Here is an 11,595-nt window from a genome sequence, read left to right on the forward strand (position 1 = left end):
CCTCTGCGGTTGACACCACCACCTTCAACCTGGCTGCTGCTGCCTCCTGGGATGCCACCACCACCTCCAGTGCCGACCTGACCGGCAATGCCGTCACGGTGTCAAATGTGGCTGCCCCAACGATCACTTCCGCCACCTACGACATCACCACGCACATCCTGAGCGTGACCGGCACCAACCTCGTCAAGACCATTGGTGCGACCAATGACATTACTGTCACTGCCCTGACCATCACAGGCGAAGGCGCTGCAACACGCACCCTCTCGACCACCGGCAATGTCGAAGTCACCTCCGCCACCAGCTTTGCCGTGACACTCGCCGGTGCCGACCGGACTGCTGTCGAAGCCCTGTTCAACAAAAACGGCACCTCATCCACAGGCGGCACCACCTACAACCTGGCTGCCGCTGATGATTGGGACAGCGCCATTACCGGCGGCAATATCGCCGTGACAACGTCCGCCATTACCGTCAGCAATATCCCGGTACCGACCATTACTTCGTCGACCTATGATGCCGTCACTGGCGTACTGGTCGTGACAGGTACCGGCCTGACCGGTCTGACCGGTGCCACCAACGACATCGTCGCCAACAAATTCAGCCTGCAAGGTGAAGGCGGGTCCAGCTATACCCTGACCACCACCAGCAATGTCGAGATCAGCTCCGCCACCTCATTCACCCTGACCCTCAGTGCCGCAGACCGCCTGGGTGCCAACCTCATCATGAACAATAATGGCACCAGCTCCACCAGTGCCAATACCTATAACCTGATTGCGGCCGAAGACTGGAATGCCGGTGCCGATGCCGCGGTCGTCATTGCCGACCTGACCGGCAATGGCATCACTGTTGCCAACGTGGCAGTACCGACCGTGACCTCAGCGACTTACAACGTCGCCACCGGCGTGCTGGTCGTCACCGGGACCAACCTGCTGAGCCTGACAGGTGCCGCCAATGACATCACCGCCAACCGCATCCGTCTGTTCGGCCAGGGTGCCTTCAATTACACCCTGACGGACACTGCCAACGTCGATATCACGTCCAACACCAGCTTCACCATGACCATGAGTGCCACCGACAGGGCGGCCCTGGCATTGCGCATGAACAAGGATGGTACCTCATCCACCGACACCACCACCTACAACCTCGGCATGCTGGAAGACTGGAATACCGGTGCTAACGTGGCCGTCGTCATCGCTGATCTGTTTGGCAACCCCATCACCGTCACCGGTAACAACGTTGCCCCCGTCATCGGTGGTGTCGTCGCTGGTCAGGCCGTGACAGAAACCACGACAGTCTCGCCCTTCACCGGCGTCACCATTACTGACCCGGATGTGGGTGCATCTGAAACCATCATCATCAGCCTGGACGTGGCCGCCAAAGGCGCCTTCACTGCGACCTCATTGGCAGCCACCGGCTTCTCGACCGCCGATGGCGGGCTGACCTATACCCATGCCGCGGGAAGTCCGGCGGTCGTGCAGACGGCCATCCGTGGTCTGGTGTTCCAGCCTGGTGCTGGCCGTGTCCCCGTTGGCGGCACAGAAACCACCACCTTCACCATCAGTGCCAATGACGGCATTGCATCAGCGGTCCTGAACAACACCACGACCGTCATTGCGACCGGCATCAATGCTGCCCCGACCAACATCAGCCTCTTGCCCGCCACCATCCTGCAAGGCTCTGCCGACAACAGCAGCGTCGGGACGCTGACGGCCACTGATCCCAACCCGGGTGACACCGCCAGCTTTAGCCTGGTGGCCGGCAATGGCACGAATGACAAAGACAATGGCAAGTTCAGTGTTTCCGGTGCGACCCTGGTTGCCAAGAACCCGCTGGGCATGACACCAGGCAATTACACCGTACTGGTCAGGGCAACCGATGCCTCTGGTGCCACGTATGACAAGAGCCTGGTGATCGCAGTGGGCGACAATGTCCCGCCAACGGCTACCGGCATTACCCGTATCCAATCTGAAAACACCAATCTGGGCAGCATCGATTACAAGGTGACGTTCAGTGAAGCCGTGACCGGTGTCAATGCCGCCGCCTTTGTCCTGGCTGCCACGGGAACTGCCGCCGGCACCATCAGCAGCGTGACGCAACTCGATCCGTCCACCTATAGCGTCAAGATCACCGGTCTCACCGGTGACGGTAGCCTGGGCCTGAATCTGAAAGGCAGTGGCACAGGGATTGTCGATACCGCCAGTCTGCCTCTGAGCGGTGGCTTTACCGGGCAGTTGTACCAGGTTGACCATACCGCCCCCACCACCAGCGCCGGTAACCTGAAGTTCTCCAATGATGATGGCATCAGCAGTACCGATTTCATCACCACTGCGGCATTACAAACCATCACCGGCACCCTGAGTACGGGCCTGCTGGCTGGTGAAACAGTCCAGGTCTCGCTCGACAACGGGGCGAGCTGGATCAACACCACGACGGCCATCGGGGCGACGAGCTGGTCGCTGGCCAACCAGATCCTGGGTGGCAGCCAGACTTTACAGGTCAGAGTGGCGGATTTGGCCGGTAATGGTGGCCCTACGGTCGCGCAGGCCTATACGATTATCAATACGACCGACAACAGCAACCCGGGCGATTCGGATGCCGATGGCGATGGCATCCCGCAACGGGTAGAGAATGCGGTCCCCAACCTGAGCGGTATTGGCAATGGCGATGGCAATGGTGATGGTATTCTGGATCAGTCGCAAAAAGATGTGACGTCACTGCCATGGAATAATCATTTCCCTGACCAGCATTATGTGACGGTATGGAATAACCAGCGACTGGCCCAAACCAAGACACTGACCATGCCAAGCGGCACGACCCCAACAGACCTGACCATGCCGTTTGGCTTGCTGACGGTGCAGATCGAGGGTGCCACTGCGGGCAGTGAAACCACCATGTCGCTCTATACCGATGCACTGGCACCGGTCAATGGGTACTGGGTACAGAACAAGACAGGCGACTGGGTCAATATCGCGACCAATATCACGACGGTCAACGGCAAGCTGAAGGTGGACTTCAAAGTCACCGATGGCAGTGTGTTTGACAGTGATGGCCTCACCAATGGCAAGATCGTGCTGACGGGGGCGCTGGGCTTTAAGACCGCCAGTACACCGGTGACGGGCTTGCCGAATGATAAGGATGGGGATGGCATACCGGATGCGGTGGAGCTCACGCTGGGGACCAATCCACTGGTCAAGGACAATGATGTCTTGCACCGTGCGGATTTGTTTGCCATGCAGTTATACCGCGATGTGTTGTTCCGCGAAGGGGATGCGGCGGGGATTGCGTACTGGCAAAAGCAGATTGACAGTGGTCTGATGACAAGGGCGCAGGTGGCGGCATCGTTCATGGCGTCGTCTGAATTCCAGAATGGGATAGGCAGTCTGAGCCGTCTGTACTTCGGGGCCTTTGACCGTTTGCCGGACAAGGATGGGCTGGCGTACTGGATGCAGCAGGAAAAGGCAGGCATGAATCTCTCCAAGATCAGTGCGTCCTTTGTGGCCAGTACGGAGTTCCAGGCCACTTATGGCAGTCTGGATAACGGTGCCTTTGTGGACCGGGTGTACCAGAATGTCTTGCACCGGGCCTCGGATGCGGCGGGCAAGGCGTACTGGCTGGGGCAGCTCAGTAATGGGGTGAGCCGGGGGGATTTGCTGGCGGGCTTTACGGAATCAACGGAGTTCAAGGCCGCTTCGCAAAGCAAGGTCTCGCTCACGCTCGATTACATCGGTCTGTTGGGGCATGCACCGGATCAGGCCACGTTTAATCAGTTGCTCGCACAATCCGGCACCGATACGGTCACGCTCATCGGCCAGTTTATTAATTCTCCTGAGTATCTCGCCAGGTTTATGGCTTGATGCATGCAATACGATAGCTGCCTGCTTAGTAGGCAGCTATCTGTTTTGCTGTTTTTAATTTTCAAGGCATGCGACCAGCACATGCCCGCACTTCTGCGCCACCTGACTAACAGGTGGCGATCATGACTGCGATCTGGCTTATGGTTTTATGGTTTTGCTGCTTTTCAAACCATCAAGCGTCTGGTCAGCATGGCATCGACGTTTCATCTCCCTTTCCAAAGTCAATTCCCCCTAATTCAACGATCCGCTTATCAATCAGGCGCTGTTGCTTAAATAATTTCTTTTTTTATTTGTGTGGTATCGCACAGATGCCGACTTGCTAAAAAAGAGATAAGGGATAACTGATGCAGATTCCAAGCAAGAAACTGCACACGGATAGTCTGTGAGAATGCCCGGATAGCTTGCATTCCTTATTCGCCTCTGATTCCAGATCTGGAAATACCCAGGACGAAAGTACCAGAATAAATAAGAAGAAGTACAAAGAATAAATACAAAGAATAGCTACAAAGCGGCCACACCGAAATTTCTCGGCACCGGACTTATCTGAAACAAAGGCAAAAAAATGAACATCCTACGGCGTTATTTAAGGCCGCTTGCATACCTGTCTGCAATGCTAATTACATCATTTGTTGCCGGTTGCGGCGGTGGTGATCAAGGTCGTGATCCGATTTTAGGCTTACCCTCAACTACTCTGGTGACTTTGACCGTCAGCCCGGCAACAGCAACTGTGGCAAGCGGTGGCATGCAACAATTTGTCGCAACAGCGACTTACGGTGATGGTGGTTCGCTTGACGTCACAGCGACGACAAGCTGGACTTCAGCAAGCCCGGCTGTGGCAACTGTCAATGCGACATCCGGTGTCGCCAAAGGCGTCATCAGCGGTAGTGCGATTATTTCTGCCAGCTTCGGTGGCAAAACGGCTACCGCGACATTGACGGTTTCCCCAGCTACCTTGCAGTCCATGACCTTGCTTCCGGCCAATACTTCTGTAGCGGTGGGCGGCAAGCAGCAATTTACTGCGATGGGCACGTATTCTGATGGCACGACCAATGACATCACTGCGATTTCAAGCTTCACATCGGCGTCGCCTGCATTTGCCACAATTAGCACTACCGGGTCGGCAACAGGTGTGGCAATAGGTTCATCCGTCATTACCGCAGTTTCTGGCACAAAAACTGCCAGCACTGTCTTGACTGTGACACCGGCAAGTTTGTTGTCAGTGGTCTTGACACCTGCTACACCGACCATGCAAATCGGCACGACGCAACAACTGACTGCTACTGCAAAATATTCGGATGGCACCAGCATTAATGTTACTGCCAACGCCAGCTTTTCTTCTGCCACTCCGGCCAACGTGACTATTTCCAGTCTTCCTGCCACGAATGGTATGTTGACCGCCATTGCTACCGGGTCTTCTGTCATAACGGCGACGTTTAATGGTGTAAGCACGACGACTACGGTCAACGTAAGTTCGGCCATCATATTTTCCATCACGGTGACGCCGGTCAATGCAAATCTTCCGGTCGGAAGTACGCAGCAATTCATTGCCAGCGCAAACTATTCTGATGCAACGACGGCAAATATCAGTAATGGCGTTAGCTGGACCACCAGCACACCTTCGGTGGCAACTGTGTTGCCGAACGGTCTTGCCAACGGTGTTGGGACTGGTACGGCGCTGATCACAGCGACGTTAGGCGGCAAAGCAGGCTCTGCTTCGCTGAATGTGATACCAGCGGTTACTTTAAACTCGATTGTGATTACACCGCTTACCGCAACTTTGGCCAATGGATCAACCCAGGCGTTTATTGCAACGGGCACTTACTCTGATGGCAGTAATATCAATATCACGAACTCTGTCACATGGAGCTCTGCTACCAGTTCGGTTGCAACGATATTGGCCACTGGTGTCGCCACTGGGGTGTCGGCAGGTACGTCTGTCATTACCGCCACATCAGGTACAAAATCAGCAACGGCGACACTTACTGTTACCTCTGGCGCGGCATTAACGTCGATTGCCGTTACGCCTGCTAACGCCAGCATTCTTGTCGGTACTACTCAAGCCTTGGTAGCGACGGGGAGTTATTCAGATGGCAGCAGTGCGAATATCAGTAACTCCGTTACCTGGACTTCTGGTGCCAGTGCGGTTGCTACTGTCAACGCGAATGGTGTCGTTAATGGCGTCACGCCAGGTACCGCACCAATTGTGGCAATATCGGGTACAAAATCTGGTTCTGCAACAATCAATGTATTGCCGGCAGTTGCATTAAATTCGATTGCGGTGACACCAGCTTCTGCCAGCTTTGCAATCGGGGGCTCGCAAGGTCTGATCGCTACCGGTACTTTTGCGGATGGCAGCAGCCTCAATATCAGCAATTCTGTGGCCTGGGTTTCTGCCAATACTTCAGTCGCTACAGTTTCTAGTACAGGTGTCGCCAATGGTGTAGCTGGAGGATCGGCAGTGATTACTGCGAGTTTTGCAGGAAAAGCCGGTACTACGGCTTTAACCGTCACACCATCCCTGACACTGACCAGCATCGCACTTGCACCGTCGAATGCCTCTGCCCCAGTGGGATCAATACAGCAGTACGTTGCAACGGGCACCTATTCTAACGGTAGTACAAGCAATATCAGCAGCACCGTGACCTGGGGTTCAAGCGTGAACAGTGTTGCCAGTATTTCGACTACGGGACAAGCATCTGCCCTGGCGGCTGGCGTCACGAATATTTCTGCAACCCAGGGGGCACAGACCGCTACCACCAGTTTTACCGTCACCGCAACACCGGTTGGCATTAACCTTGGCAGTGCCAGTAACTTTGCTGTTCTGGCGGGTACTTCCATCACCAACAATTCTGGTGGAATCACGCTGGTCTCGGGTGATGTAGGCTCTCCATCGCAGATAGTTGACCCACCGCAAACTGCTGGTTTCACCAACTATAAATCTGGTGCAGTTCTGAACTCAGCATTGGCGGACCTGCAAGTCGCCATTGCTGACGCGAATAGCCGCCCCTGCACGTTTAATTCGGTCGGCGGCGTTGATCTGGGTGGCCAAACCTTTACGCCAGGGGTGTATTGCTATGCCGGTCCAATAACAATTACCGGCACGTTTACCGTCAATGGTCCTGGTTTATATCTGTTTCGCAGCAGTTCTACTTTAAACACGGTGGCAAATTCCAGCGTCACCTTAAGTGGCGGGGCGTTGTCGGCTAGCTTGTTCTGGGTACCAACCGGTGCAACTACGTTGGGTGCAAACAGCGTGTTTAAGGGGAACATCATGACGCAATCTGCTGCAATCACCATGGGCGATACTGCAACCCTGCAAAATGGACGCGTCTTGTCAGGAAGCGCAGTCACTCTCAAAAACAATGTGATTGCACGTTAACTGATCCTTCTTTTTCAACGATATAAAGAAGAGATCTTTGTGATCTCTTCTCCCCTCAAATTGATGTGAGCTGCTTTTTCTACAGGCAAATCACCAGGAGAATTACATGGCAATGCCAAAAAAAATAGGAACATTGAGCTTGTTCACTTGCGCACTTCTTGTCAGTCAACTGGCACAGGCTGATGAACCGTGGACTAACCCTGACTGGGCGGACAGCGCCTGGTACATCGGCGCCGGTGGAGGCCGTGCAAATGCCAGTATTGATAAGGACAGGCTGGTTCGCAGTTTGATGGACAGTGGTGCCAGCAGTGTGAATTTCACTTCCAACGAACGTGATACAGCGTACAAGCTGTTCCTCGGTAAGCAAATGAATAAATATTTTGCAATTGAAGGTGGTTACTTCGATCTGGGCAAGTATGGATTTAATGCCACTACAACCCCAGCTGGAAGCGTTAACGCTCAAGTGGGTTTTCGCGGTTTTAATCTGGATTTGCTGGCACAGTTACCTCTGTCTGAACGATTTTCTTTGTTGGGACGTATAGGTGCAAACTATGCGAGAGCGGATGCCCATTTTTCGGGCAACCGCTTGTTCGCGTTGACAGAGGCCAATCCTAGTGAGAAAAAATTGAATCCAAAAATCGGTGTGGGCCTCGAATATAAATTTACCGAAGCCCTGGCAATGCGTGGCGAAGTCGAAAGATATCGCGTCAATGACGCGGTACATAATCGCGGTGACGTTGATTTTTATTCCCTCAGTCTGGTCTACAAACTGGGCAAACCTGCGTATGCCGCACCTGTAACATACTCAGCGCCTGTGCCCATGGCTGAAACACCGCCACCGGCCCCGGTTATGCAGGTAGCACAGCCAGCGCCACCAAGGCCGCAGCCGGTATCTGAAAAAGTGACCTTTAATGCAGAAGCGCTTTTTGATTTTGATAAATCGGTGGTCAAACCTGAGGGTAGACATTCACTTGATGATTTATTGAACAAGCTGCAAGGCATGAACACCGAAGTCATGATCACGGTTGGTCATACTGACTCTATCGGCACTGACGCTTACAATCAGAAATTGTCCTTGCGTCGTGCTGAAGCAGTGAAAGCGTATCTAATTTCCAAAGGCGTCGATGCTTCGCGCGTTTATACCGAAGGCAAGGGCGAAACGCAGCCAATTGCGGATAACAAAACCAGTGAAGGCCGGTCAAAAAATCGTCGGGTTACTGTCGAGGTGGTAGGCTCGCGTCGTTAATCTACAGATTGAAAAAAATGTCGTCTGGTCTCTGGATCAGGCGACATTTTTGTAATTGCAAATATCTAGTGCTTTGCAAATAAGCTATCCCACAAGGCCCTGGCTGCACTGGCCTCTGTATGAACTCGTTCAATATTGACCCTGGCACGGTCTTCACCTTGCAAACGGATATTATGCTGGAGTTTGCGAAACAGGCGATAAGCATCAGAAGTTTGATTGGCCAGTTGTGCGTCGACCAGACCTAGCTCACCGCAGCGTTTTAACAAGGCGATATTGCCCTTGTTGGCCGTTAATTCCGGGTATTGCGCGGCATTTTTCAGCACCAGATACTGCACGATGAATTCAATATCTATCATGCCACCCGCATCGTGTTTTAAATCAAACAGTTCACTGCGGTTAACATGGGCATCGTGCATTTTTTTGCGCATGCTGATGACTTCGGTACACAGTTTTTCATTATCTCTTTCCTGGCGTAGGACCTGTTCGCGTATTTGTTCAAATTGCTGGCCTATTGCCATGTCGCCAGCACAAAAGCGCGCGCGCGTCAGTGCCTGGTGCTCCCACAGCCAGGCAGATTTTTCCTGATAGCGTGCAAACGATGACACTGATGACACCAGCAGGCCACTGGCACCGTCAGGACGCAAGGCGATATCGATGTCAAACAGAATACCTGCCGGGGTGTGGCAGGTCATCCAGGTAATAAAGCGCTGCGCCAGTTTGGCGTAATTGGCTGGTGCGTCCTGGTCATCATCTTCATACAAAAAAATCACGTCAAGGTCCGATGCATAACCCAGTTCTTTGCCACCTTGCTTGCCATACGCAATAACAGCAAAACGTGGTTGTTGCCGATGTCTGGTGGCGATAGTTTGCCAGGCTGATTGCAAGACGGCGGCGACCAGGATATCAGCCAGTTGCGACAATTCATCGGCCAGATGTTCAACGCTGAGCTGGCCTTCCAGATCTTGAGCCAGCAAGCGGAATTGCATGGCATGATGCATTTCGCGCAGGGTTTCCATCTGCCTTTCGGTATCACCCTGATGCTGATCCAGGTGATGTTGCAGGTCTATGCGAAAGTCTGCCCAGTCCGGTCTTTCATGCAAAGATGATTCGTCCAGCAACTCATCAAGCAGAATAGGGTGGCGTGTCAAAAATTTTGCAGCCCAGTCACTGGCTTCCATCATGCGTATGACACGTGCCAGCGCATGTGGGTATTCGGTCAGCAATGCCAGGTAGGCCGCACGGCGGGCAATGGCCTCCATGAAATCGAGCAGGCGATTCCATGCCAGCAAGGGCTGGTTACTCTGCCGGGCAATAATGCCCAGGGCATTATTGACCAGTGCCACCAGTTTTAGACGACTGGCTTCTGATAGCGATTGAATTTTCGGCGATTGCCAGGTCGCCAGCAGTCGTTGCGTAATCGCCTGCGCATTTGCTGAGGAAAATTCCAGCCCGGCCAGATGGGCTGCGATCAGTTCTTCACTATCCGGGCTGGAAAGGCTGACGGCCAGCATACCTTGTTCGGTGTCGCTGTTGTTTTCTGCCTTATCCCTGAAAATGGCGTCAAACTGTTCAGCGATGAATTCCCGATGCGGGCGTAATTCTTCCAGCAATTGAGCGACTGAAGCGCATTCCATCATTTGTGCAATTTTTTGCTGCTCTTCATCGCGTGCCGGAAAGGTATGCGTCTGGGCATCGTCGAGATATTGCAGGCGGTGTTCAAGATTACGCAGGAACGTGTACGAAGTCAGCAGGCGTTGCACGATGGCACCGTCCAGTATGCCCTTTTCTGCCAGCGCCAGCAGGGTCTGGCGGGTGGAACGGTCACGCAGGGCAACATCACGTCCACCGCGTATCAACTGAAAAACCTGTGCCAAAAATTCAACTTCACGTATGCCGCCACGTCCCAGCTTGACATTATTGCTGCGCTCCGGGTGCTTGCTCTCCTGCCTTACCACTTCAGCCCTGATCTGCGCATGCATGGAACGCAATGAATCGATTGCACCATAATCCAGATAACGGCGATACACAAACGGGCGGATAATCTTTTCCAGCGTTGAAATATCTTTCGCCTGCCCGGTCATCGCACGTGCCTTGACCCAGGCATAGCGTTCCCATTCGCGCCCTTGTATCAGAAAATATTCTTCTATCATGTTAAAACTAGCGACCAGTGGGCCGGAAGCGCCATTTGGACGCAGTGCCATATCGACCCGGAAGCTGTAACCGTCTTCCGTGATTTCTGAAATGGCTGCAATGAGTTTCTTGCCAAGACGGCTGAAATATTCATGATTCGACAAACTACGCTGCGAGCCTTGCTGTGTCTGGGTTTCGCCGTCTTCTGCATAGCAAAAGATTAAGTCGATATCTGAAGAAACATTGAGCTCATACCCCCCCAGCTTGCCCATGCCAAGTACGATCATGGTCTGCTCTGCACCGCTTTCTTCACCGGTAGGAATGCCATGCATGGCTTGCATCTCTGCATTCAAGGCTTGCAAATGCTGCTGCACCACGAAGTCGGCAAACAAGCTGATGGTGGTGACGACTTCATTCAGGTCTGCCTGACCACACAGGTCGCGCTTGATGAGGCTGCAGACGACCAGGCTGCGAAGTCGGCGCATCGCCTTGTTAAGGGATGCACCTGCGATTATTTCTTTTTGTAAAAACTGCGCAAAATCATCCGTGCTCAAGGATAATTCTGACACTTGCTGTAAAAGTGCTTTTCGGCTGATATCTGCCTGTAGCCAATTGTTTAAAAAACGTGAGGCCTGGAGAATTTCGGCATCGATCGTATTAGTTGCGGTAATTGCATTCGTTGCAGTGCTTGCATTAGTTGCTGTACTTGCGGTCATAATGGGCAGTAGGGAAATTTAAGGCGACAGATGTCATTGATTTTAAGCGATCTGAACTGCGCACGGTGCCGGGCGAAGGATTAAGCATGTGCAAAGGATGTAAATTAAATTTATACTCCATTGGAGTATTTTTTAAGTCAAACTGTGCCAGCTTTGGTTTTATACAAGAATAGCGCTTGATCTGTGTTGCCCCAGATAAATTTGTAGCTATTTGTAGCGGACCGTTTGCTTTTAAGTACAACATGATTAAATAGGGCTTACGCAAAACCTGTC

Annotated in this window: 4 protein-coding genes; 3 read left to right on the plus strand and 1 reads right to left on the minus strand. The window is 53.0% G+C overall.

The features are described from left to right. The 3 genes from ACO0LH_RS27770 to ACO0LH_RS27780 form a co-directional block, all read left to right on the plus strand. On the plus strand, positions 1–3,851 hold a 3,851-nt coding region (locus tag ACO0LH_RS27770; RefSeq protein WP_422944400.1), incomplete at its 5' end, for a DUF4214 domain-containing protein. Positions 3,852–4,461: 610 nt separating this feature from the next. Then, on the plus strand, positions 4,462–7,230 hold the full coding sequence (locus ACO0LH_RS27775) for a beta strand repeat-containing protein (protein WP_422944401.1): 2,769 nt from the start codon (positions 4,462–4,464) through the stop codon (positions 7,228–7,230). A 106-nt stretch (positions 7,231–7,336) separates the two neighbouring features. Beyond that, on the plus strand, positions 7,337–8,476 hold the full coding sequence (locus ACO0LH_RS27780) for an OmpA family protein (RefSeq protein ID WP_422944402.1): 1,140 nt from the start codon (positions 7,337–7,339) through the stop codon (positions 8,474–8,476). A gap of 65 nt (positions 8,477–8,541) precedes the next feature. Here ACO0LH_RS27780 and glnE read toward each other — a convergent pair whose 3' ends face one another. Continuing rightward, the gene (glnE, locus tag ACO0LH_RS27785) at positions 8,542–11,322 is read right to left on the minus strand and encodes a bifunctional [glutamate--ammonia ligase]-adenylyl-L-tyrosine phosphorylase/[glutamate--ammonia-ligase] adenylyltransferase (RefSeq protein ID WP_422944403.1); all 2,781 of its coding nucleotides are present in this window, start codon (positions 11,320–11,322) and stop codon (positions 8,542–8,544) included. Between the last annotated feature and the right edge of the window lie 273 nt (positions 11,323–11,595).

Source organism: Undibacterium sp. TJN19, assembly GCF_049339485.1.
Lineage (GTDB): Bacteria > Pseudomonadota > Gammaproteobacteria > Burkholderiales > Burkholderiaceae_D > Undibacterium.